The organism is Comamonas sp. GB3 AK4-5 (assembly GCF_041320665.1).
GTDB lineage: Bacteria > Pseudomonadota > Gammaproteobacteria > Burkholderiales > Burkholderiaceae_C > Comamonas.
Genome location: NZ_CP166730.1, coordinates 760,054 through 782,663 on the forward strand (window position 1 = coordinate 760,054; position 22,610 = coordinate 782,663).

Consider the following 22,610-nt stretch of genomic DNA (forward strand, 5'->3'; position numbering starts at 1 on the left):
ATCGAGCTTGCCGCAGCTGTTTGAGCGGCGCGCTGAAAGCGCAAAGCGAGTTTTGCGGCAGGCCCTGTGTGTTGGGTGATGCAGGTTGCCCCGCCGCGATAGCGTCGGGGTCGGGGATAGAGGGGCGCATTGGTCTCCACTTACATGGCTACGCCATATAAGTTTCGCCCCACGCAAGCGTGAACTTCGCCTACCTTCTTGTGCGAGCAAGAAGGTCGGTCGCCTGCCGGGGCGAATTCCCGGCTTCGGAACACAAGCTCATAACGACATCTGAGACAAGTACCGCATTAGGAGAAATCTCTCTGAGATCCATGCCCATCAAGCGGTTGCAGCTACTTTTTTCTCAGTGCGGCAACTGTGGCACATCCACAAAATCATCCAGGCTCAGGCCCTTCTCCCTGAGCAAGGCCTCCAGCACGGGCTGCAAGCGGCCGAGGCTGGCTTGCACGGTCTCGCGCACCGTGTCCACCACCACCTGGGTGCTGCGTTCGATCTCGATGTTCACCAGATCGCCCACCTGCTTGTCCTCGAACACCGTCATGCGCCGGGTTTCGGGGATGAGCCAGACCTCGAACCAGCCGGCCTGGCGGTCCACTTCCGACACCGTGAGGCTGGCGCCGTTGATGGCGATATAGCCCTTGGCAAACACGTAATGCCTGAAGCCCTCGGGAATGCCAAAGCGGATCTTGTAGTTGGTCTCCGTGGCCATGATGTCGAGCACCGGCGCGGTGAAGTCCACATGGCCCGACAGTGGATGGCCGCCAATCTCGGCGCCATCCTTGGCGGCCCGCTCCACATTGATGCGGCCACCGGCCTTGTAACTGCCCAGAGTGGTGATGTTGAGGCTTTGCAGCATCACATCAAAACTGGCCTGGGTGGGCGAGAGGATCTCGGTCACCGTCAGGCACACGCCGTCATGCGAGACGCTGGCGCCAATGGCCAGCTCGTCGCAAAAGCCTGCGGGAAATTCCATGGTGAAGGTGCGCAGACCGTCCTGGTCGCGCAGCGCGGCAATGCTTGCCACGGCCTGGATGATGCCGGTGAACAAAAGTGGCTCCTTGGATGTGGGGGCTGGACCGTGCGGTGCACCGCCCTGGAGTGCCGATTGTGCCCGGGGTACAGGCCAGGATTGAAGTGGCGGCTTGGCTACCGCAGCCACACAGGGGTTTCTGACTTTTGCCTGATTAGCGATATGCCTCAGATGAAGCTTTACGATGAATTGTGCTGCTGCGCGAGCATGACATTCCGAGGCCGGGTCTCGCCCCGGCAGGCGACTTCATTTTCTTGAGCGCTCAAGAAAACGGAAGCAAAAGAAACCGCCCCTACTGCCCATGTCCCTGCGCTTCGCTTCGGGCAAGCTCGGTGCTCGATCCCAGGGCGGCGCCGCAGAACTCGTTGCGCGGCATGGCCGCTTCACTCGAACAACCGCGGCGAGTCGGTTCACGAAGCAGCTGTGTCCTTCGGCACAGCTGCCCACCCTGGGCTCTGCGCGCCGAGCCATGGGCAAAAGGGGAAGACGGGAACCGAACACCTGCCCTGCGTAGGCTGTGCCGTTGACGAGCTTTATCTCCGAGCCATGAACACCTGATGCTTCGTCACGCTGCTCGCGCTGCGGTCGGGGATAGCAAAGGGGAATTCCCTGCTTCGGAATATCACTTCACAACAGTGTCTGAGATAAGTATCTCATCGGGTTTTTCAATGCTCCAGCGCTTTGCCTGATTGCGTGAGGCGCTATGGAGTTTGATAGCACTCCAGCGCATGAAAAAAGCCGGCGCAGGGCCGGCTTGGGGGCTGGTCTCCAGCGCATGCTGCGCTGGAGCAGGGCCGAGGTTAGACCTCGGTGGCAGCCACTGCCTCGCGGCGTGCCACGGAGCGGTTGTAGGCAAAGCCGGCGATGAGGATGACCAGCACCACGGCCTGGGCCAGCAGCGTTTCCAGCGTGGGGTAGACGCCCAGCAGTTCCATGCGCGTGAAGGCGACGGGTGTGGCATCGACCCAGCCGGCTTCCTGCAGCGAGGACATGCCCTTGCCCACCAGCACCACGGCCAGCACGGCCACCAGGATGGAGGTGGCAGAGAAGAACTTGCCAATCGGCATGCGGGCGCTGGTGCGCAGCAGCACCCAGGCGATCACGGTCAGCAGGGCTGCAGCTGTGAGGCCGCCGCCCAGCAGGGCGCTGTGGTGGCCGTCCGAGGCCAGGGCCGAGAAGAACAGCACGGTCTCGAACACCTCGCGGTAGACCGAGATAAAGGCCAGCAGGAACAGGCCCCACATCGAGCCCTGGCCCATGGCACCGTGGAGCTTCTCGCTCAGATAGGCCTGCCAGCGGCCGGCGCTGCTCTTGCTGTGCATCCACAGGCCCACGCTCAGCAGCACCAGGGCGGCAATCACCGAGCCCAGGCCCTCGGTCACTTCACGGCTGGCGCCGCTGATTTCAACCAGGTAGGTGGCAGCTGCCCAGGTCAGGCCACCGGCCACCAGGGCGCTGGACCAGCCTGCGTGTACATAGCGCAGCGCGTCGGGGCGGCCGGCCTTGCGCAGCAGGGCAATCATGCCCACCACGATCAGCAGGGCTTCCAGGCCTTCGCGCAGCAAAATGGTGAGGGCGCCGACAAAGGTGGCGGTGGCGTCGGAGGCGCCGTTGCCCAGTTCCTCATCCACCTGGCGGAACAGGTCTTCCAGCTGCTGGGCAGCGGCTTCTGCCTCTGCCACGCTGCCCTTGGAGATGGTGCCGCGGTAGGCGATCATGGCCGATTCGACCGAGATCATCAGCTGCTTGTTGCGGGCCGCAATCGTGGGCTCCAGCGGCTCGAAACCGTCCAGATAGGCCGACAGGGCCAGCTTCATGGCCTGGTTGCGGTCTTCTGCCTTCAGCGCTGCCAGGCTCTCGGCCAGGCGCAGGCGCGACAGGGCCACGCCCGTGGGCTTGCCCGCGGTGATCACGCTGGGCTGGGTGCGCAGATAGGCCAGCACATCGCGTGCGGTCTCGGGGGCAATGTGCTGGGACAGGGCTGCCGTGGTGGCCGTGGTCAGCGCCGCCATATCGGGGAAGCGGGCACGCAGTGCGGCGTCGTTCTTCCACAGCTGCTCGCCCTGGGCGCGCATGGCATCGTCATGCGACATGCTGCCGATGAAAAAGGCCAGGGCCCAGCGATCCTCTTCGGGCAGGGTGGCGTAGCTGACCATGGACGTGCCCTCCACGCCTTGCGAGGCCACCTGGTAGAGCGCCATCAGGCTGCGGGCGTTGGCACGCTCGGCGTCGTTGAAGGCAATGGGTTCGGGGTCCAGGCCCTTGGCGGCCGGGCCGTCGCCACCGCCGGTGGCACCGTGGCAGCTGGCGCACAGCTGCTGGTACAGGGCTGCGCCCTTGGACAGCTCGGGCACAAAAGTGGGGGCCACCGGAATGGGGTAGGCCGCCACCAGCATGTCGGCGGCCTGGTGGGCTAGGCGGGCCACGTCATCGCCGGACTCTTTTTTCTCGACCGCGCTGCGCAGCTGGGCAATCACGCCGGCCACGCGGGCCTTGTCGGCATGCTCAGGCAGGACTTCGATCTGCTTGATGGCATTGGCTGTGAAGTCCAGCATCTCCTCGTATTCGCTCTCGCTGGTGATCTTGCCGTCCTCCACGGCGCCGCCGTAGTCCACGGCCACATAGTCCAGCAACTGCCACAGCTGGCGTGCGTCGGGTTCGTTGCCGGAAGGGGAAGTTTGGGCCATGGCCTGGCCCGTGAACGCGCACCACAGCAATGCGGCGGCCCACCAGAGTTTGAATCGCATAAGAAAGCAAATGAGAATTATTCTTTGTATTCTAGAGCGAGTTGCCAGGAGCAGCCTGTCGCGTGCGCTTTTGCCCCTGTGTCTTATGCCAGCGTAGGCCGTGTTCGCAGACCTGCTCCGGAATGCTGGTGTTGTTGGCGGTGGCAGTGCCCACGGGTGCGGCAGACCTGTCATCCAACTCCCCACATAGAACACTGGCGTTCAAAACCGGCGCGCCCCAAGCCAGAGACAGCGAGCAAGGGCCGCCCCGCAGCGAGGCTGTCGTCCCCCCTTGGGGGGAAGGCGCCGAAGGCGACTCAGGGGGGCGCTACTCAGGGGGGCTTATCCCGCCCAATGCCCACTCATCAAGGCCAAAGGCTTGTGGGCGGCATGCACCCAGGCGCAGTCGGGCCAGGACTGCATCTGCACACTCAAGCCGGCAAATACGCCATAGCCTTCTCCGGCCGTGATCGCTCCATCGGCTTGCAAGGTCTCGCCGCTGCGTATGCTGCAGGCCGCGCGGATATCGCCCTGGGACTTGATGCCCCAACCGGCCTGGATATGGTTGCCGCAAGCGATGTGATCGCCGGCCGCCATGCCATGGCCCACATCCAGCAGGCCCTGCACCGTGATGCTGTCGCCCGCGCGCAGGCTTTTGCCGCAGGCCAGGCTGCCTTGCACCTCGACCTCGCGCCCGATATGGGCGCTGTCCTTGATCTGCACATGGCCGGTGCTGCGCAGCTCCCAGCCCGTGCGCAACTCCTGGGCGCGGATATCGCCCTCGCATTCCACGCTCCAGGCGGCCTTGATGCTGCCGCCGGCTTGCAGCAGTTCCTCACAGAAGATGGCGCCGCCGCTGTGAAGGTCTTCGCCGACCTCGATCCTGCCGGCCCGTATGCCGGCACCCACCTGCAGGCTGCGCCCCACCAGCAACTGGCCGGTGACGCGCACATCGCCATGCACGATCACCGTGCCAGCAAACACCAGGTTGTCGGCCTCCAGGTGCTCCACCTCCAGCACCGCATGGGTGGAGCCAAAGTTCTGCAGCAGCCAGCGCGCGTCTTCCACGCGGCCGGCGGCCACCTGGGTGTCCATGGCGTTTTGATAGTCGCCGCCGCTGAGGTTGTTGCGCACAAACCAGCGATAGCCCATGGCGCAGGGGTTTTTGCCGCGCAAAAAGTTTTGGGTGAGTTCCATTTCCATGACCAGATCTCCGCGATACGGGTGGCGAAAGCAAGCGTGTGGCAAGGCCCGTGGCAGCAAACGCTAAGACGTGGTGCTGAAGACGTGGTGGGGCCTTGGCGCATGCGGCTTGCATGCTGAGGAGGAGGCCGTACGGGGGGAGTGCTGTGTGCCTTATGCCGCCCGCACGGCGGCGGAAAGCATGGCCGTGACGCCACTGAGGCTCACGAACGCGGTCGGCAGGCCATGGCGGCGGGTGTGCAGCGCACGCAGCACGCAGGCACGCGAAGCCGGCTCTGCAATCAATGCAAAGCGGCGCAAGCGGGCAGCGGTGGTGAGGTGCAGGCAGGCCATGGTGGTGGAAATCTCTGGGGCCGAATTATGCCGTGGGTGCTGTTGGGGTGCAGCGGGCGCTGTTTTTTTAGGGCTGGCGCGGGCCTGGCGAAGCGCTGCGCTTTGCGGGGCGGCCCCTCACTCCCACCCTCTCCCGCAAACGGGAGAGGGGGTCATACCGGGATCAGGCAGGCCCCTGCCGTATGACGTACCCCTTTCGCCAGGGACACCGCGCAAGGGCCGCCCCGCCGCGCAGGTGTCGTCCCCCTGCCCGCGAGCGTAGCGAGCGAAGAGCGGGGGGAAGCGGCGCAGCCGCTCAGGGGGGTGTCGTCGATTTCACCGCCGCCCGCAAGCGCTGCACCGCCTGCTCAATCTGCGCCACCTCGGGCGCGGCAAACGACATGCGCAGCGTGTGCAGATCCGGTTCGGCCGGGTAGAAAGCCTTGCCGGGCACATAGACCACGCCCTGGGCTATGGCGGCGTCAAACAGCTGCTGTGGGTCTACGCGGCGGTCCAGCTCGGCCCAGACAAACATGCCGCCCGCAGGGCGGGTGCAGCGTATGCCACTGTCTTCGCCACTGTCCTCCCCTTTACTCAGGCCTTGCACCAGGGCCTGCATGCGGCGCTGGTATTCACGGCGTGCGCGTTGCACGGTGGCCGGGTAGCGGCCGCTGTGTAAATAACAGGCCGCCACAGCCTGCGTCAGCGGTGAGGTGCACAAATCGGCCGTTTGCTTGGCCACGGTGCAGCGGCGCAGCAGCGGCGCGTCGGCCAGCATCCAGCCCACGCGCAGCGCGGGTGCCACGGTCTTGGACAGGCTGGACAGATAGATGACGGGGTTGTGGCCAGAGCTTGTCAGGCGCTCGCCCACGGCGCGCAGTGTGGCGGGCATGGCCAGGGGCTGGCCTTGCGCATCGTCAAAACACAGCTCGCCATAGGGATCGTCTTCCACCACCCAAAAGCCGTATTGCACCGCCAGTTGCACCAAGGCCTCGCGGCGCTCGGCCGCCAGCAGGGTGCCGCGCGGGTTGGAGAAATTGGGCACGGTGTAGAGCAGCTTGGGGCGCTGTTCCGCGGGCAGACTGGCCAGCAGCTTGGCCAGGGCCTGGGTTTGCAGGCCTTGCGCATCCATGGGAATGGGCAGTATGCGGGCCTGGGCCAGGCGCAGGGCCTGCAGCGTGGCGGGGTAGGCCGGCACTTCCACCAGCACCGTGTCGCCGGGCTCGATGAGCACGCGCACCAGCAGGTCAAAGGCCTGTTGCGAGCCGGTGGTGACCAGAATGTCGGCCGGCGTGGCTTGCATGCCGCGCTCCTGCGCCTGCTGTGCCAGGGCTTCGCGCAGCGCGGGCTGGCCTTCGGTGGCGCCGTATTGCAGCGCGCCCGCGCCCTGGGTCATGGCCTGTTGGGCGGCTTGGGACAGGCCTTCGGCATCAAACAGGCTGGGCGAGGGATAGCCACCGGCCAGCGAGATCATGCCGGGGCGTGACAGATAGGGAAACAGCTCGCGTATGGGCGAGCCCGCGGGCTCGGCAAAGCTGGCTGCAAAAGGGGCCAGGCTCATACCTGGGCCTCGGCCAGCGCAGCTGCGTCCGCACTTGCGCCGGTCAAGGCCTTGCGCACCTGCTCCATGGATTGCTGCTGCGAGCCTGCATACAGCGCGATTTCGTCGTGCACCTGGGCGCCCAGTGCCAGCTCAAACACCTGCTGGGCCGCATGGGCCTGGTATTGTTTTTGCTCCTCGCCACCCAGGTTGGACTGGAAGATGCCGGCCGCGCTCACGGGTAGAAAGTCTTCGTAGGTGATGGGCTCGGCCTGCACCAGGCCTTGGGTGATCAGGGCTTCCAGGTCTGCTTCTGCATCCACTTTGCCAGCCTGTGCCTGGCCTTGTTCGGTCAGGCTGTAGCGGTAAAAGGCCAGGCCTTGCTGGCGCAGCGCGGCATGGGTGTCGGGGAACTGGGTAAAGACCTGCTGCAGGCGGCCGGCGTAATCCGGGGCGGCGCTGCCGGCGTTGTCCATGCTGCGCACCTGGGCCAGCAGCTCGTCATACAGCGCACGGCCTTTGCGGGTCAGGGCCACGCCGCGTTGCTCGATCTCGCCAAAGCGCGCAGTGTGGGCGCCGCTGCCGGTGCCACCGTTATCGGCATCGGTAAAGCGTATGGCTTCCTTCAAGGCCTTGAAGCTGGTCTGGCGCAGCAGAACCGGGCAGGCGCGGCGGGGCGGGCCTTCGACCACATCCTTGGCGTCCATACCGCGTGCGGGCATGCCGGCCTGGGCGGCGTCAATGTCCAGGGTGCGCGGCGTCAAATGGTTGATGTGGGGGCCCTTGAAGCACACCACATCGGCCACCAGGCGGTGGGATTTTTGCAGCGCGTCGTAGCTGGCGGCATCCACCGTGGCATCGCTGTGCCAGCGGAAGGTCTCCAGCGCTTCTTGCACAAAGGCGTCGGCGTCTGCGCTGTTCAGACCGCCATCGCGCTCGGCCTGGGCGATGAGCTCCAGAGCGCGGGCGGTGAAGATCTGGCGGCGGGCCAGTATCTCGGCGGCCTGGGCGCGCAGCGCCGCATCGGCGATCAGCTCCAGGCGCAGCAGCGAGGTGAAAACGCGAAACGGATTGGCCAGCAGGGCCGCGTCCGTCACGGGGCGGAAGGCCGTGGAGTGCACGGGCACGCCGGCCACCGAGAGGTCGTAATAGCCCACGGGCTCCATGCCCATCACGGCAAACAGGCGGCGCAGCGTGGCCAGCTCCTCGGCCGTGCCCACGCGGATCGCGCCGTGCCGCTCCACATCCAGGCGCTCCAGTTCACCGCTGTGGGCCATGCGCGCGGCCAGTTGCGGATCGGCCTTCAGCGTCTGTGCATTGACCTCGGCCACCAGCTCGATCAGGGCGCCATATTGCGGCACTTCCTGGCGGTACATCTCGGACATGGCGCGCGAAAAACGCGTGCGGATGTCGTTGCTGGAAACAAAGCGGGAGCTGGGGGAGGAAGAGGCACTCATGACAGAACAGAAGGGCTAGGGGTTCGTGGGATGGCCGTGCGTACTGCCGGACCGTAGAGATATGCCGCATGGTGTGCGGTGGTTTGACTTTGGTCAAACGATAATCCGGCCTGCAGGTCATACCTAAATGGAATGAGCCTGCATGCTCGCCTTTTCAGATCGCCACCACCATGCAGCTGTCCCGCCGTTTTCTGCCTCCCATGTCCTTACTCTGCGCCTTCGAGGCCTCGGCGCGCCACCAGAGCTTTACTGCGGCTGCGGCCGAGCTGCATCTGACGCAAAGCGCCGTCAGCCGCCAGATCCGCGCGCTGGAGGAGCGCCTGGGCACCGAGCTGTTTGTGCGCGAGCGCCAGACCGTGCGCCTCAGCGCCGCCGGCCAGGCCTATGCCCAGGAGATTCGCGCGGCCTTGGTGCGCATCTCGCATGCCACGCTGGGCTTTCGCACCAACCCCCAGGGCGGCAGCCTGAACCTGGCCATCCTGCCCACCTTTGGCACGCGCTGGCTGGCGCCCCGGTTGCCGCAGTTTTTCAGCGCCCACCCGGGCATCACCATCAACCTGACCACGCGCTTGTCGCAGTTCGACTTTCAGCTGGAGGCGGTGGATGCCGCCATCCATTTCGGCCTGCCGAACTGGCCCGGTGCCGAGTTGGAGTTTTTGATGAGCGAGACCGTGGTGCCGGCCTGCAGCCCCGAAATGGCCGCCCAGTACGGTTTTGCGAGGCCCGAAGACCTGCTGCGCGCGCCCCTACTGCACCTGGCATCGCGCCACGACGCCTGGCAGCGCTGGATGGCCAGCCAGGGTTGCCAGAGCGGGCAGGGCAGCGAAATACAGGGCATGTTGTTTGACCAGTTCGCCACCGCCGCCCAGGCCGCCATGGCGGGTGTGGGCGTGGCGCTGCTGCCCAAGTTCCTCATCACGCGCGAGCTGCAGACCGGGGGGCTGGTGCAGGCGCTGCCGCAGTTGCCGGAGATGGAAAGCGCCGAGCGTTATTACCTTGCCTGGCCCACCAGCCGCGCAGCCTATCCACCGCTACAAGCTTTTCGTTCTTGGCTGCAGCAGGCTGCGCAAGACTTCTCGACTTGTGACTTGGGTGAGTGAATCGTTTGGAGGCGGTCATACGACGCTTCATGCGTTGTTGCTCGCCCTTGCCGTATCTCGATACTGTCTGCGGGCGAGACGCCTAGCCTGAAGCGTCGTCTGACCGTTGGGGTTGGGTGTGGAAGCCCACTATGCTGCCTTGGCCCGCTCCGGCTGCAGTGAAGTCCGCAAAGCTTGTGCTTGAAAAATGAGCATCTCTTGCAGGTGCTTGCTGGGTTACCAAAGTAAAAATGCCTGAACCCCAGCGGGTTCAGGCATCGACTGCTATCAATAAGCGGAGCGTGGCTCAGCTGTTATAGGCTTCCAGCGGCTTGTCATTGGGTGCCTGCAGCAACTGCTTCAAGGTGTCGCTCATGGGCAGGTTCAGCGGCATGTCCTTGGGGGGGATGGGCTGGGTGAACCATTTGTCATAGACCTTGGCTACTTCGCCGGACTTCATCATGCCCACCAGGGCGTCATCCACGGCTTTCTTGAATGTGGGGTCGTCCTTGCGCATCAGCAGGGCGATGGGTTCGGAGCCCAGCACCTCGCCCACCAGCTTGTAGCCCTTGGGGTCCTTGGAGTTGGCGATCACGCCGGCCAGCAGGTTGTCGTCCAGCACAAAGGCGTCGGCGCGGCCGGATTCCAGCATCAAAAAACTCTCGAAATGGTCCTTGCCCAGCTGGGTCGGCAGCTTGATGCTGTGCTCATGGCTGTATTTGCGCAGCAGCTGCACGGCGGTGGTGCCGGCCGAGGCGGCCACGGTCTTGCCATCGAGCTGTTTGAACGAGGTGATGGGCGAGTCCGCACGCACGGCCATGCGCACCTGGCTGACATAGGTGGTGACGGCAAACGACACCTGTTTTTGGCGGCTGAGGTTGTTGGTCGTGGGGCCGCAGCCCAGGTCCACGGTGCCGTTTTGCACCAGGGGCAGGGTGTTCTGGGCAGTGATGGCCATGTATTCGATTTTTGCGCTGGGCACGATCTGGGCCAGCACCTTCTCGCACAGCTCGACGTGGTAGCCCACGTACTTTTGCATGGAGCCCAGGGCGTAGGCCATGGGGGCCGAGCTTTCGCGCACACCGATCACGACCTTGCCGCTTTTCTGGATTTTTTCCAATGTGGTCTGGGCCTGGGCACCAAAGGTGGCCAGCAGGGCGGTACATGCCAGTGCGATGTTCGCGGTCATAGAGCGCATGAGGGAGAGTCTCCTTGAGTAGTAGGTGGTTGCTAGTGCGCGGGGTTTTTTGTCAAGTGCTTGTCTCAACTATCCGGTAAATAAGTGCATCGTCATAACGATGAAATGGAAGAAGGTCATTCATGCAGCGTATGACTTGCGGCCATGCACAGCCGGGCGCAAAGCCATAGCGCAGAGGGTGGCCCCGCTTTTTGGTTAACATCCGCGCCTATTTCACGGGCCCGCGCGCGCCAGATTGGGGTGTGCGCGGCCTGGTCAGCAAGGCCGTGCCGCAGCCGCCGGCCTGCTCCTTTTTCGGTCAGCGCAGCTTGAGTTTCTGAGTGCCAGGCCCGGAATGCACCGGGTCCGCGCGGACCTCATTCGAGACAGATTTCATGAACACCCACACCCCTCCCTCATTCCTGAGCCGCATCGCGATTGCCATCGGCAGCTTTTTCGCCATCCTGGGCAATGGTCGCCTGGCCGCCGATGTGGTGCGCCTGCGCGCCGGCGAGGCCCTGGCCGCCGACGCCGCACCCCAGGAGGTGCGTGTGGAAGTGCCAGTGGAAAAAATCATCGAGAAGATCGTCGAAGTCCGCGTGGAAGTGCCGGTCGAAAAAATCGTCGAGAAGGTGGTGGAGAAACCGGTAGAAAAACTGGTCGAAAAGACCGTGGAAGTCGCCACCGACACCGCCGCCCTGCAACTGCTGGGCCTGTTGCAGCGCGAGGCACGCTTTGTGGACTTTATCCAGGAAGAAGTGGCGCCCTATACCGATGCCGAAATCGGCGCCGCCGCCCGCGTGGTGCACCAAGGCTGCCGCAAGGTGCTGGGCGCGCATTTCACGCTTTCCCCCGTGCGTACCGAGGCCGAAGGCAGCCGTATCACGCTGCAGGCAGGCTTTGATGCCGCAGCCGTGCGCCTGACGGGCAATGTGGTGGGCCAGGCCCCCTTTACCGGCACCCTGGGTCATCGCGGCTGGCAGGTCAGCGAGGTCAAGCTGCCCCAGCTCACCGATGCCAAGGCCGCTGCCATCATTGCCCAGGCCGAGGTGGAGCTGTGAGCATGAACCAGAACCAGAACGCCAAATTCAGCATTGGCATCGACCTGGGTACCACGCACTGCGCCCTGTCCTATGTGGACAAGGTCGCCAGCGATGGCGAGCAAGTGCAGCAGCAGGTGCTGCCCATTCCCCAGCTCACCGCCCCGGCCAGCGTGCAGGCCCTGCCGCTGCTGCCGTCTTTTCTCTATCTGCCGCATGAGAGCGAACTGAGCGAGGCCGAGCGCACGTTGCCCGGCGCCGCAGCGCAAGACTTCATCGCCGGTGAATTCGCCCGCGCACGGGGCGCGGCCACGCCCATTCGCTTGGTGAGCAGCGCCAAGAGCTGGCTGTGCCACCCCGGTGTGGACCGCCGCGCCGGCATTTTGCCGGCCGATGCGCCCGAAGAAGTCAGCCGCATCTCGCCGCTGACGGCATCCACCCGCTATCTGCAGCATCTGCGCTGGGCCTGGGAACAGGCCCATCCCGAGGCGCCTTTTGCCGAGCAGGACATCACCGTCACCATCCCCGCCTCGTTCGACCCCGCTGCGCGCGAGCTGACGGCCGAGGCCTGCAAGGCCGCAGGTTTTCAAAACCTCACGCTGCTGGAAGAACCGCAGGCCGCGCTGTACAGCTGGATTCAGGCCAGCGGCGGTGACTGGCGCAAGCAGGTCCGCCATGGCGACATCATCCTGGTGGTGGACGTGGGCGGTGGCACCACCGACCTGTCGCTGATTGCAGTGCTGGAGCGTGAAGGCAATCTGGAGCTGCAGCGCATTGCCGTGGGCGAGCACATCCTTTTGGGTGGCGACAATATGGACCTGGCCCTGGCCTATGGTGTGGCCCGCAAGCTGGCGCAAGAGGGCAAGCCATTGGACGCCTGGCAGACCCGGGCCCTGGCCCATGGCTGCCGCGCCGCCAAGGAGCAGTTGCTGGCCGACGCCACGCTGCAGTCCGTGCCCGTGGTCGTGCCCAGCCGGGGAAGCAAGTTGATTGGCGGCAGCATCCGCACCGAAGTCACGTGTGATGAAGTGCTGGCCATGTTGGTCGAAGGCTTCTTCCCCAAGGTGGCCGTCAGTGACAAGCCCCAAACCCGTGCCCGTGGCGCGCTCACGCAGCTGGGCCTGCCCTATGCACAGGATGCCGCAGTCACCCGCCATCTGGCCGCCTTTTTGACCCGCCAGGTCAATGCCCTGGCCGAGATTGAAGGCGTACAAGGTGACCAGGTGGAGGGCTCCACCTTTTTGCACCCCACGGCTGTTTTGTTCAACGGTGGCGTGCTCAAGGCGCCCCAGATCGAGCAGCGCATTCTGGACGTCATCAACGGCTGGCTGGATGAAGAGGCCTGCGAGAGCGCCCGCCTGCTGGAGGGCGCCAATCTGGACCTGGCCGTGGCCCGTGGTGCGGCCTACTTTGGCCATATTGCGGGCTCAGGCCGTGGCATGCGCATACGCGGTGGCACGGCGCAAAGCTACTACGTGGGCGTGGAGAGCAATATGCCCGCCATCCCTGGCATGGAGCCCCCCATCTCGGCCCTGTGCCTGGCGCCCTTTGGCATGGAAGAGGGCACGGAAGTGGCCCTGGACGCGCAAGAGTTCGGCCTGGTCGTGGGCGAGCCGGTGCGCCTGCGCTTTTTTGGTTCCAGCGTGCGCCGCAGCGATGCGGTCGGCACCATGCTGGACTTCTGGGGCCCGGAAGAGCTGGTCGAGCTGCAAGAGATTGAACTGAACCTGCCCGCCTCCGGCCGCGCTGCCGGTGAGGTGGTACCTGTGACCTTGGTGGCCCGCGTCACCGACATCGGCACGCTGGAGCTCAATGCAGTGCCCGTGGGCGGCAGCGAGCGTTGGAAGGTGGAGTTGGATGTGCGGGCGCAGACGTCCGAAGCAGCTGAATAAAGCTTGTTGCTTATCAAGCGAAAGTCCGCTGACTGCAAAGTTGGCGGGCTTTTTTTGTGTCGTGACGAACTCTTCGCCCGATTGGCTATTCGTCTCAGGCGCTGCTGTGAATTGATATTCCGAAGCCGGGGTGAGACCCGGCCTCTGGATGTCATGTTCGCACAGCAGCACAATTCGTCGTGAAGCTATAACCAATCAGTCGCTTCGCAGGCGACTTAGGGCTTCAAAACTCATGCCGCAACCCCACCCCCATGGTGCGCGCATCCTGGCCAAAGGCCACCCCGTTTTTAAAGCCATAGCCATATTTCACGTTCGCGCTGTTATCCAGCTTGGTGTAGAGGGCATAGACCTTGGTGCGGCGGCTGAGGTTGTAGTTGCAGCCCAGCATCAGCTGGCGGGCGCTGCTGTCGGCCACCTGGTCCCATTGGCCGGTTGCACCATAGCCAACGACAAACTGGGCGGCGCCTGCCGTGTACATGGCGCTCACGCGTGCGTTATTGCGCTGGCCGCAGGCTGCACCGCCGTTGTTGCAAGCCAGGCCCAAGGCATCGGTGGCGCGCTGAAAGTAGGCCGCAATCTGGAAAGGGCCCGCGGTGTAGTGCGCACGCAGGCCCCATTGGCTGCTGTCGCCATGGTGAGAATAGCCTGCCGCCAGTGACCAGGCGCCCAGTGCCCAGTTGGCCGCCAGGTCATAGCTGTTTTTCTGGGTGCTGTCGGGATCTCTTTCATGCAGGGAGACGGCACTCACCACTGTCAGTCCATTCACGGTGGGAGAGGTGTAAGCGATGCCATTGCTACCCCTTGTGACGATGTGGTAGAGCGCGTCGGATACTGCACCCGTATCGTGGTTGGGCTGGTCCAGAACTCCGTAGTCGGCGACAAAATCATAGGAGCGCCCCCCAGTCATACCCATCGAAAGCTGGCCGAAATTTCCGGCCAGATAGACATTGCTGTTGCGCTTGAAAGACATGCCGCCATCGGCCAGCATGCCGGCTCCCGTGTCGGACTGAAAGCCCGCCTCCAGTGCAAAGCCTGCCTTCATGCCCTGGCCCAGCGATTCGCTGCCCAGAAAGCCTATGCGGGAGTTGTTGTTGACCATGGCGGTCACGCTGTTTCCGCCCACGGTCTGCCGCTCTATCGAGGTGTTGATGCGGCCGTAGATGCGGAGGTCGCTTTGCGCCCAAACGGCGCTGTTGCTGGCGGTGGTCAGCATGGCAATCATCACAGAGGTCTTGGTGCGCATGGTGGTGGTCCGGATCGTGAATGAAGTGGGGAGGGTCCAAGCAATCGGGTCGAACGCGCGTGCACGAGGGCATTCCGCAAAGGTCTGCCTGTGCTTGAATGGCAAGTTGCATGCCAGGGCGGTGCAACAGTTTGTGTGGCGCCCATGGCTGGTGCTGGCTTGCGCTGCGGCACACCGGCAGATGCAAGGGCTTGGCCGGGCTTGCTACGATTGCTCACAGATAGAACCCGGTTTGCCCCCTTGATTGCCATGTCCCCACCCCGTCCCACCTACGCCATCGGCATCGACCTGGGCACCAGCCACACCGTGGCCGCCTATGCCCCGTTGGAGGGAGGGACCGTCGCTGTGGCTGCGCCCTGTATCGCGCTGCTGCCCATTCCCCAGCGCAGCAGCGCGGGGGAGGTGATTGCCCAGCCGTTGCTGCCCTCGGTGCGCTACCAGGCAGCGGTGGGTGAGCTGGGGGATGCCTGGCAACAGCCCTGGCCGCCGCAGGGGGCGAGCGAGGCAGGACCCGCCGTCATCGGCCGTTGGGCACGCGAGCTGGGGGCCGCTGTGCCGGGGCGCCTGGTGGCCAGCGCCAAGAGCTGGCTGTCGCACCAGGGCGTGGACCGCAGCGCCGCCATACTGCCCTGGGGAGGCGGTGACGATGTGGCCAAGGTCTCGCCCGTGCAGGCCTCTGCCAGCTATCTGGCCCATGTGAAATCGGCCTGGGATGCAGCACACCCCGAGGCCCCGCTGGCACAGCAGGCCCTGGTGCTGACGGTGCCGGCGTCGTTTGACGAAGGCGCGCGGGCGCTGACGCTGGAGGCAGCCCAGCTGGCCGGCCTGCCCCAGGTGCAGCTGCTGGAAGAGCCCAAGGCCGCTTTCCACGACTGGCTGTTGCTGCAAGGCGATGCCCTGGTCACGCAACTGGCGGACAGCCGCCTGGTGCTGGTGGTGGACGTGGGCGGTGGCACCACCGATCTGAGCCTGATTCGCGTGGACACCGCAGAGCCGGGCGCCCCGCATGGTGGCCTGCCCACGCTCACCCGCACCGCCGTGGGCGAGCATCTGATGCTGGGGGGGGATAACATGGACCTGGCCCTGGCCCACCAGCTCGAGCCCCAGTTTGCGGGCGAAGGCGGCAGGCTCACGGCCGCCCGCTTTGCCCAGTTGGTGCAGCGCTGCCGCCAGGCCAAGGAGCAGCTATTGGCTGCGAACGCGCCCGAGCAGGTGGCCGTCACCCTGCTGGGCGCGGGCAGCCGGCTGCTAGCCGCCACCCAGTCCGCCACGCTCACGCGCGCCCAGGTGCAGCACTGCGTGGTGGACGGATTCTTTCCGCAGGTGCAGCTGGCAGATACCCCGGCCAGGCGCCAGGGCGGACTGCGTGGCCTGGGCCTGCCCTATCCGGCCGATGCGGCCATCACCCGGCATCTGGCGCAGTTTTTGGCCCAGCATGCGGGCCCTGCTCTTTCCGATACCCTGCCGGACACCGTGCTGCTCAATGGCGGCGTCTTCCATGCAGCCGCCATTGCCCAGCGCCTGGCCCAGCAGCTCAGTGACTGGCGCGGCAGCCCCGTGCGCGTGCTGCACAACCCGCACCCGGACTGGGCCGTGGCACGGGGTGCGGCAGCCCATGGCCTGACCCAGCAGGCCAGGCATAGGTCTGAGCAAAATACGCCTGCAGCGCAATCCCCATCAGCACCTGCAGCTCCCAAATCCATGGTGCCGCAAATTGGCGGCGGCGCGGCACGCAGCTACTGGCTGCTGCTGCCGGGCAAGGCGGGCGAGGCCCCCCAGGGCCTGTGTCTGCTGCCGCGCGGCACCGAAGAAGGCGTGCGCCTGTTGCTCACGGGCCGGCGCTTTGCGCTCAGGCTGGGCCAGGCCGTGCGCTTCAGCTTGCTGGCACACAGCAGCGGCCAGCCGGCCCAGGCCGGGCAGATTGCCCCGTTGCAAGGCGATGGCTGGGTGGAGCTGCCACCGATTGCCACCGTGCTGCCGGCCCCTGAGGCGCTGAGCCAAGGGCGCAGCACGGCCCAGATCGAGGTGCAGCTGCAGGCCTGCATGAGCGAGCTGGGCACGCTGGAGGTGCGCTGCGTGGCGGTGGATGATGCAGCGCAGTCCTGGCTGCTGCCTTTTCAGCTGCGTGGTGCTGCTATGAAAAACGATGCTGGCAGTGCAGATGCAGCCAGCGTTGCAGACCAAAAAAGCTTGCAATCCGACGACCGCCAGCTGCCCCAGGCCGTGGCTCAGATCGAACGTATCTTTGGCAACCAGTCGCAGGACGTAGAGGCCAAAGAGGTGCGCCAGCTGCGCCAGTCGCTGGAAAAAATCCTGGGCCCGCGCGAGGCATGGGATGTGGCCCTGCTGCGCGCCTTGTTTGATGCGCTGCTGGCCCGCGCCAAGCGCCGCCGTCGCACGCCCGAGCATGAGCGCGTGTGGCTGAACCTGGCCGGCTGGTGTCTGCGCCCCGGCGTGGGCGCCCAGCTCGATACCTGGCGCGTGGAGCAGGTCTGGGCCTTGTATGACCAGGGCTTGGCCCATGGCAAAGAGACCGCCAACTGGACGGAGTGGTGGGTGTTCTGGCGCCGCGTGGCCGCCGGCCTGAATGCGGAGCAGCAGCTGCAACTGCTGGAGGCCGTGGCCGGCCAGATGCAAAAAGCGGTGCAACAAACCACACGCTCCGGCGGCAAGAGCAGCCACGGCAGCTATGACGACATGCTGCGCCTGTTTGCCGCCATGGAGGCCGTGCCCTGGCAGTACCGCCAGGAAATGGGCCAGTGGATGCTGCAGCGTTTGAAGCGCCCGGATGAGACCGTGCACACCTGGTGGGCCATAGGCCGCTTGGCCGCACGCCAGTCATTGGCCGCCAATGCCCATCTGGTGATGCCGCCCGAGGCTGCCCAGGAGTTTCTGAGCGCCACCCTGGCCCAGGACTGGCGCAAGAACGAAACAGCCATGTTTGCCGCCGTGCAAATCACCCGCATGACCGGCGACCGTGCGCGTGACCTACCCGATGTCGTGCGCGCCCAGGTGCTGGAAAAAATGCGGGCTGCAGGTGCACCCGAGCGCTGGGTCGCCATGGTCGAGCAGGTGGTGCAGATGGCGGCAGAAGACCAGAAACGCAGCCTGGGAGATAGTCTGCCGCCGGGGCTGGTGCTGTTGTGAGAGGACGTAGGGACGATGAATAAACGGCAGCCACAAAGGCTTTCACCTTCGCAACTGACGGAGACCGATCGTTTAAGGCGTAAACGGCGCAACGCTGTGGCGAAAGCCGTGCAAGGCATGATGGGCCAATCATGGGTGATGAGAGGCATGCTTCATGCGCAACTCGGTCTGAGGGAGGGCGCTTCAACAGCGGTTGCAGGCTTTGCGTTGCATCCAGCATGGGCCCAGCAGTGCTGGGGGCACAAGCTTGTAGTGCATGTCGCAGTGGAGATAATCAGGCATTACCTGGCGGACTGGTTGGAGGTCGGGGGGCGGCGAATCCACACCAGCGATTTCTTTCTGGCCTATGGGGCTGGGATAGAGCAGGTCAAATATGACATTGAGCGACTCAATGTTTTGAAGGAAGCGCGTGAGTTGATGGCGGCGAGCTGGGACTTCCAGCGGACGGACGCTTATGCCCAAATGGTGCATGCGATAGGACAACAGCGGTCTGTCATGCGCCAGCAGGTGAAGTTGGATACCTTGGAAAAAGTGGAGGCCTATTTTTTAAGGTTCCATGCCTTGTACAAGTCTGTAATTGACCATGGGTTGCTATCAAATCGGGATGTGGTTAGTGAGCTAGGCCAGGCTCCAGATCGAGAAATCGGCATTGCTTTGGGGCGAGATGGGGGACTGGTGAAATTACATGGTGGACAGCATCGTTTTGCACTGGCTGTGGCGCAAGGCATGAAGACCATTCCTGTTGAATTGCGAATGGTGCATGCAGATGTAGTTGCATCTGCATGTAGGGCACATCAATGTTCGGCGGTGGAGGCTGTTGAGATACTTGCTCGCAATTTGAGACACTAACCTCCGATGCTTATGAGTGGCGGAGAGAGAGTTCGAGAGACGCAATTCCGTGAGGTTGGCAGCTATCTAGGAAAAGCTGGTCGATCCACACGGGAACGCCGTGGCCGTCCAACGCACTGGTCTTGCTTCCGCTGCCCGCATCGGTGCGCATGTGGTCGCTGGGTGAGCACACGTTCTACCGGGAAGTGGGCTGGTTGCAGCAGCGCCATCCCAAGGAGCCGGCGTTGATGGCCAGGCTGGTGCAAGGACTGCAGCAGCAGGTGGACGCCTTGAATGCGGCAGCGCCTGGGGCCTTGTAAAGCGAGCAAGAACACGCTTCTGGAAACAAAGTAAATCAATAAAAAATTATCGTTTTGCGATAATTTTTGCTACAGTCACGCCATCTCGAACGTGAAAAGGATGGACCGTGAAATCAACCGACTCTCTGGCGCGCAGCAGCCAGTACATTGCGGCGGCGGCCTTGGTGCTGGTGGTGGCCATGCTGGTGCTGAACACAGCCACCTGGTTTTTCCCTGCACTGGGCCAAGTGGATGGGGGGGCGGGGCTGAGCTTTTCGCTGACCCAGCGCATGGTCAGCATGGCGGGCATCGATGTGGCCGCCATGCCCTGGTGGCAGTTGCTGGGTGCGGCGCTGATTTCCAGCATTCCCTTGTTCGCCATGGCCTACGGCTTGCTGCACCTGCGGGCGCTGTTCCAGCAGTACGCCGGTGGCAGCTATTTTGCGCATTCGGCCTATGGGCATATGGAGAAGCTGGGCCGCGCCATCCTGGCCTGGGTGGTGCTGGACTTTGTCTGTGAGCCGGTGCTGAGCCTGTGGCTCACCATGCTGGCGCCCGTGGGCCAGCGCATGCTCACGCTGAGCCTGGAGCCACCGGTGTTCATCGCCCTGTTTCTGGCGGCCTGCGTGATCGCGATCGCCCGCATTCTGCAGCGCGCTTGCGATTTGCATGCCGAAAACCAGCAGTTTGTGTGATGGTGCGCCATGAGCATTGAAATTGCACTCGACGTGATGCTGGCCAAGCGCAAGGTCAAGTCCAAGGACCTGGCCGCCGCCATTGGCATCACGGAACAAAACCTCTCCTTGCTCAAGCAGGGCAAGGTCAAGGGCATGCGGTTGGCCACGCTGGATGCCATCTGCCGTCACCTGGATTGCACGCCCGGTGATGTGCTGGTCTATGTGCCAGGCAAGGCCGAGGCCGCCGCCGGGTCGGACGACGCGCTGTAGCGGTAACGCCAAGCCAGGAAAGTTTGTGAGGCCATGGCACTGGCCGGGCTGCGGGCTCGGTAGACTGCGCCACGGCCCGGCATGCTGGTCTGGGCCTTGGTGGCAACCCTCTCTGTATAAGGAGCGTGCGCATGATCAGTCTGGAATTCTTGCTGACCTCATTGGTGGTGGTGCTGATACCTGGAACCGGCGTGGTCTACACCGTGTCCACGGGGCTGGTGCAGGGGCGCAAGGCAAGTCTCTATGCGGCCCTGGGCTGCACGCTGGGCATTGTTCCGCACCTGCTGGCTACGGTGCTGGGGCTGGCCGCGTTGATGCATACCAGTGCCCTGGCATTCCAGTTGCTGAAATATGCAGGCGTGGCCTATCTGTTCTATGTGGCCTGGGCCTCCTGGCGTGACAAATCCGCATTCACCGTGGACGGCGGTGTGGCCAAGACTTCGGCGGGCAGCCTGGTCATCAAGGCCATCTTGATGAATGTGCTCAATCCCAAGCTGACCATCTTCTTTTTGGCCTTTTTGCCGCAGTTTGTCCCCCAGGAAGCCACCCAGCCGCTGCTGCAGCTGCTGCTTCTCAGTGCGGTGTTTATGGCGATGACGTTTGCGGTGTTCGCGGTCTATGGCCTGGTGGTCCATGCGTTCCGCCGCCTGGTCATTGAGTCGGCCGCCGTGCAGCGATGGTTGCGCTATGGGTTTTCCTCGGCCTTTGCCGGCCTGGGCATCAAGCTGGCCTTGACCGAAAAATAGGCCCAAGTCCTGGCGGAGACGAAGCAAGAGGGTTGGGCGTTCGTAGAATGATCTGCAACTGTTTGTTGGAGATCCTCCGGTGAAGTTTGTTTCCAGAAAAAGCGCGCTCTCGTTCGCGGCCCTGGCCTTGGTGGGCGGCATGGTGTCTGCCCAAAACGCCTGGCCCACCAAGCCCATCACCTTTGTGGTGCCCCAGGCCCCCGGTGGTGCCAACGATGTGATTGCGCGTGCCGTGGCCCAGGGCCTGGGCCAGACGTTGGGCCAGCCCGTGGTGGTGGAAAACCGCCCCGGCGCCAACGGCAATCTGGGTACCGGCCAGGTGGCACGCAGTGCCGCCGATGGCTATACCTTCTTGGTCACGGCGCAAAGTGCCTACACCATCAACCCGGCGCTCTACACCAAGGTGCCGTTTGATCCCATCAAGGACTTCACCCCGGTGATGCAGCTGGCCGTGGCGCCTTATCTGCTGGTGGTGAACCCGAGCTTTCCGGCCAAGAACCTGAACGAGCTAGTGGCCTATGCCAAGCAGCATCCGGGCAAGGTGGAATACGCCTCGGCCGGCAATGGCACGCTCAACCACCTGCTGGGTGAAATGCTGAAAAAGCAAAAAGCGGTGGACCTGCTGCATGTGCCCTACAAGGGCGCCTCGGCCGCAGCCACCGATGTGGTGGCAGGCCAGCTGCCCATGACCTTTGGCAGCTTTCCGGGTGTGATGCCTTTTGTTGTCAGCGGCAAGCTGCGTGTGCTGGGCGTGGCCGCTGACAAGCCCACCACGCTGGCGCCCGACATCCCCGTGCTGGGCAAGGACCTGGCCGTGACCAGCTGGTATGGCCTGTTTGCCCCCGCGGGGACGCCGCAGCCCATTGTGGACAAGCTCTACCAGTCCATCCAGCAGGTGCTGGCCAGGCCCGAGATGGGGGAGCGCTTCAAGACCCTGGGCGCCGAGCGTGTGGAGTCCAGCCCGCAAAGCTTCAAGGCCATGCTGCCGGCTGAGTTGGCGCACTGGAAGCAGGTGGTCAAGGAGTCAGGCGCCCATATCGATTGATGCTTGGCCGGTTGGGACTGGGGCTACCATCGCGGCTTTGATCGGCCGGATCGCTGTCGGCCCTTGTCTTGATGCTGCTTGTTTCTCCGTTTCGCCGTTCCCGTTGGTGGCTGGCGCTGCTGGCCTTGCTGGTCATTGCCATCGGCCTGGCTTCGCGCCGGGGCTATTCCCCTTTCCCCGCTGCTTTGGGCAACTACCCCGGTGATGCGCTGTGGGCCTGGGTGGTCATGCTGTGCGTGGCCTGGCTGTGGCCGGCCATGGCGCGTGGGCGGCTGGTGGGGGGGGCGCTGCTGGTCGCCTTTGCTATCGAGTTTTTGCAGCTCTACCAGGCCCCATGGATGCAGGCGCTGCGCGCCAACAAGCTGGCCTATCTGGTGCTGGGCAATGGCTTTGATCCGCTGGACCTGCTGGCCTATGCCGTGGGCATTGCGGTAGGCGCTGCGGTGGATGGCATTTGGGAACAGATTCGCAGCAAGGAGTAAAGCATGCGAGGTATGCATTGGAGCCGCATGGCGGCCGGGGCCCTGCTGTGCGCCGCCAGCCTGTGGGGCGCAGCCCAGGCCCAGACATTCGCCAGCCCAGAGACTGCGGCATCGCAGCGGCGCTGCGGTTGGTGGGAAAACCCCAGGCCGGGCAATGCCTGGCTGAATGACCGTGACGGCAGCTGGACCGTGGGCATGCAAGGTGGCCCGCAGGCCGAGGGCGATTGGCCCAGTTTTAGCGATGCGCAATGGGTGCGCACCAATGGCTATTACGGTTACGGCTGTGCCTGCTTGCGTGTGGTGGCCGATGCGGACACGCAGCAGGTGCAGCGCATTCTGTCTGCCACGGCCAAGCCGCTTGCGGCCTGCCGGCTGGACCGGCATCTGCGTGAACCTGCGCGCTGACCTCCAGAGCCT

20 protein-coding genes are annotated in these 22,610 nt (G+C 64.2%); 12 read left to right on the forward strand and 8 right to left on the reverse strand.

The window, feature by feature from the left end; genetic code table 11:
* Positions 1-343 precede the first annotated feature (343 nt).
* The 6 genes from ACA027_RS03250 to ACA027_RS03275 all read right to left on the reverse strand — a co-directional run bounded on the left by ACA027_RS03250 (position 344) and on the right by ACA027_RS03275 (position 8,268).
* A complete protein-coding gene (locus tag ACA027_RS03250) occupies positions 344-1,048 on the reverse strand; it encodes a riboflavin synthase subunit alpha (protein ID WP_370680969.1) in 705 nt (234 codons plus the stop codon).
* A gap of 782 nt (positions 1,049-1,830) precedes the next feature.
* A complete protein-coding gene (locus ACA027_RS03255) occupies positions 1,831-3,777 on the reverse strand; it encodes a cytochrome c/FTR1 family iron permease (RefSeq protein WP_370680970.1) in 1,947 nt (648 codons plus the stop codon).
* 321 nt (positions 3,778-4,098) lie between these two features.
* Positions 4,099-4,959, reverse strand: a complete 861-nt coding sequence (locus ACA027_RS03260) for a hypothetical protein (protein WP_370680971.1) — start codon at positions 4,957-4,959, stop codon at positions 4,099-4,101.
* A gap of 153 nt (positions 4,960-5,112) precedes the next feature.
* Positions 5,113-5,292, reverse strand: coding sequence for a hypothetical protein (locus ACA027_RS03265; RefSeq protein ID WP_370680972.1), 180 nt, complete (start codon positions 5,290-5,292; stop codon positions 5,113-5,115).
* 295 nt (positions 5,293-5,587) lie between these two features.
* Complete coding sequence (locus ACA027_RS03270) at positions 5,588-6,832, reverse strand: PLP-dependent aminotransferase family protein (RefSeq protein WP_370680973.1); 1,245 nt, start codon at positions 6,830-6,832, stop codon at positions 5,588-5,590.
* Positions 6,829-8,268 carry a VOC family protein gene (locus ACA027_RS03275; protein WP_370680974.1) on the reverse strand — a complete coding sequence of 480 codons (1,440 nt, stop codon included), beginning with the start codon at positions 8,266-8,268 and terminating at the stop codon, positions 6,829-6,831. Before ACA027_RS03275 ends, ACA027_RS03270 begins: the two co-directional genes overlap by 4 nt.
* Positions 8,269-8,438: 170 nt before the next feature.
* Between ACA027_RS03275 and ACA027_RS03280 the strand changes: the two genes are divergently transcribed.
* Positions 8,439-9,368, forward strand: coding sequence for a LysR family transcriptional regulator (locus ACA027_RS03280; protein WP_370680975.1), 930 nt, complete (start codon positions 8,439-8,441; stop codon positions 9,366-9,368).
* A 286-nt stretch (positions 9,369-9,654) separates the two neighbouring features.
* Here ACA027_RS03280 and ACA027_RS03285 read toward each other — a convergent pair whose 3' ends face one another.
* Positions 9,655-10,545, reverse strand: coding sequence for a transporter substrate-binding domain-containing protein (locus ACA027_RS03285; protein WP_370680976.1), 891 nt, complete (start codon positions 10,543-10,545; stop codon positions 9,655-9,657).
* A 374-nt stretch (positions 10,546-10,919) separates the two neighbouring features.
* On the opposite strand from ACA027_RS03285, the gene ACA027_RS03290 reads away from it, so the two are divergent.
* Both ACA027_RS03290 and ACA027_RS03295 read left to right on the forward strand, forming a co-directional pair.
* Positions 10,920-11,585, forward strand: a complete 666-nt coding sequence (locus ACA027_RS03290) for a DUF2760 domain-containing protein (RefSeq protein WP_370680977.1) — start codon at positions 10,920-10,922, stop codon at positions 11,583-11,585.
* 2 nt (positions 11,586-11,587) lie between these two features.
* On the forward strand, positions 11,588-13,456 hold the full coding sequence (locus ACA027_RS03295) for an Hsp70 family protein (RefSeq protein ID WP_370680978.1): 1,869 nt from the start codon (positions 11,588-11,590) through the stop codon (positions 13,454-13,456).
* 223 nt (positions 13,457-13,679) lie between these two features.
* Here ACA027_RS03295 and ACA027_RS03300 read toward each other — a convergent pair whose 3' ends face one another.
* Positions 13,680-14,699: a porin gene (locus tag ACA027_RS03300; protein WP_370680979.1), complete on the reverse strand. Its 1,020-nt coding sequence runs from the start codon at positions 14,697-14,699 to the stop codon at positions 13,680-13,682.
* A gap of 249 nt (positions 14,700-14,948) precedes the next feature.
* On the opposite strand from ACA027_RS03300, the gene ACA027_RS03305 reads away from it, so the two are divergent.
* The 9 genes from ACA027_RS03305 (at position 14,949) to ACA027_RS03345 (ending at position 22,598) form a co-directional block, all read left to right on the forward strand.
* Complete coding sequence (locus tag ACA027_RS03305; RefSeq protein WP_370680980.1) at positions 14,949-17,846, forward strand: Hsp70 family protein; 2,898 nt, start codon at positions 14,949-14,951, stop codon at positions 17,844-17,846.
* A gap of 15 nt (positions 17,847-17,861) precedes the next feature.
* Positions 17,862-18,695 carry a hypothetical protein gene (locus ACA027_RS03310; protein ID WP_370680981.1) on the forward strand — a complete coding sequence of 278 codons (834 nt, stop codon included), beginning with the start codon at positions 17,862-17,864 and terminating at the stop codon, positions 18,693-18,695.
* Positions 18,696-18,817: 122 nt separating this feature from the next.
* The gene (locus ACA027_RS03315) at positions 18,818-18,994 is read left to right on the forward strand and encodes a hypothetical protein (protein ID WP_370680982.1); all 177 of its coding nucleotides are present in this window, start codon (positions 18,818-18,820) and stop codon (positions 18,992-18,994) included.
* A 107-nt stretch (positions 18,995-19,101) separates the two neighbouring features.
* Complete coding sequence (locus tag ACA027_RS03320; protein WP_370680983.1) at positions 19,102-19,668, forward strand: DUF2975 domain-containing protein; 567 nt, start codon at positions 19,102-19,104, stop codon at positions 19,666-19,668.
* Between the two features lie 9 nt (positions 19,669-19,677).
* Positions 19,678-19,920: a helix-turn-helix domain-containing protein gene (locus ACA027_RS03325; RefSeq protein ID WP_370680984.1), complete on the forward strand. Its 243-nt coding sequence runs from the start codon at positions 19,678-19,680 to the stop codon at positions 19,918-19,920.
* Between the two features lie 131 nt (positions 19,921-20,051).
* Positions 20,052-20,666: a LysE family translocator gene (locus ACA027_RS03330; protein WP_370680985.1), complete on the forward strand. Its 615-nt coding sequence runs from the start codon at positions 20,052-20,054 to the stop codon at positions 20,664-20,666.
* 139 nt (positions 20,667-20,805) lie between these two features.
* The gene (locus tag ACA027_RS03335) at positions 20,806-21,711 is read left to right on the forward strand and encodes a tripartite tricarboxylate transporter substrate binding protein (protein ID WP_370682501.1); all 906 of its coding nucleotides are present in this window, start codon (positions 20,806-20,808) and stop codon (positions 21,709-21,711) included.
* 71 nt (positions 21,712-21,782) lie between these two features.
* A complete protein-coding gene (locus ACA027_RS03340) occupies positions 21,783-22,193 on the forward strand; it encodes a DUF2809 domain-containing protein (RefSeq protein WP_370680986.1) in 411 nt (136 codons plus the stop codon).
* Positions 22,194-22,196: 3 nt separating this feature from the next.
* On the forward strand, positions 22,197-22,598 hold the full coding sequence (locus ACA027_RS03345; protein WP_370680987.1) for a DUF4087 domain-containing protein: 402 nt from the start codon (positions 22,197-22,199) through the stop codon (positions 22,596-22,598).
* Positions 22,599-22,610 lie beyond the last annotated feature (12 nt).